This window comes from Cupriavidus sp. L7L, from assembly GCF_004353535.1.
Classification (GTDB): Bacteria; Pseudomonadota; Gammaproteobacteria; order Burkholderiales; family Burkholderiaceae; genus Cupriavidus; species Cupriavidus oxalaticus_A.
This window is the reverse complement of sequence record NZ_SMNY01000205.1, coordinates 1-803: the sequence shown is the minus strand read 5'-3', so window position 1 is coordinate 803 and position 803 is coordinate 1. Positions and strand designations below refer to the sequence as shown.

Sequence of the window (803 nt, the reverse complement as noted above, 5' to 3'; positions counted from 1 at the left end):
TCTGCACGTCGGCGCCGCTGTCCATCAGTGAACGGATGAATCCTCCCGTGCTGCTACGGATTTCACCCTTGCCATCCTTCTCTTCGGCCAGCTCGACAATACGGGCTGCACGCTCCGGGTCCTCGGCAATAAAACTCAGAGCCAGCTTCTCTCCGATGCCATGTTTGCGCAAGCGCGCAAACAGAGGAGATTCCCGCAAGCGAGAAACTTCATCCAGCTCGTCAGGCGGCAATAGAGACGCCTGACGATTCGGGTCCACCTGGAAACGTACCGCAGTCACCTTTGGACCCACCTTGATCAGATGCAACGTCAGCTCGATGTCTGCGACTCGGTTGATCTCTTTGATCGCTGGCGTTAGGACCTTTTGCCGCAAGCGGCCAAAGTCGCTGTAATGGTCAGACGTCGCCCCTAGCAGCCTCCGCAACGTATCTACGTCCCATTCGCCGGTCGAGCCCACCTTCAAGTACCGCAAGCAGTTCTCATAGAGAGCCAAGGCGTAGCTGCCGTTGAAACGGGTCTGCACGCCGATATGCACCTTGGCATAGATGGCTGGGTCATACAGCTTCTCCGCCAGGGCCTCGTCGTAACGGTATGTGCAGACGCCACCGTGAATGCGCCCATACGAAATGATGGACGTCGCACTCCAGTCTTCCGCCTCTTTGAAGGTGTCTCCCATCAGGTTGAATTCGATGGGGGTGGACATGAGGCGAAGGAGAGCATCCTTCAGCTTGCGTTGACTAGTGCTGGTCTCCCAGCCCAAGATCACACACAGTGCAGCGACCGGAATTCGATGGGTGCGCGCC

At 57.5% G+C, this 803-nt stretch carries 1 protein-coding gene; it reads right to left on the bottom strand.

Annotated features, from left to right (window positions below; genetic code table 11):
• On the bottom strand, window positions 1-766 hold a 766-nt coding region (locus tag E1J61_RS37175), incomplete at its 3' end, for a replication initiation protein (protein WP_371705049.1).
• Between the last annotated feature and the right edge of the window lie 37 nt (window positions 767-803).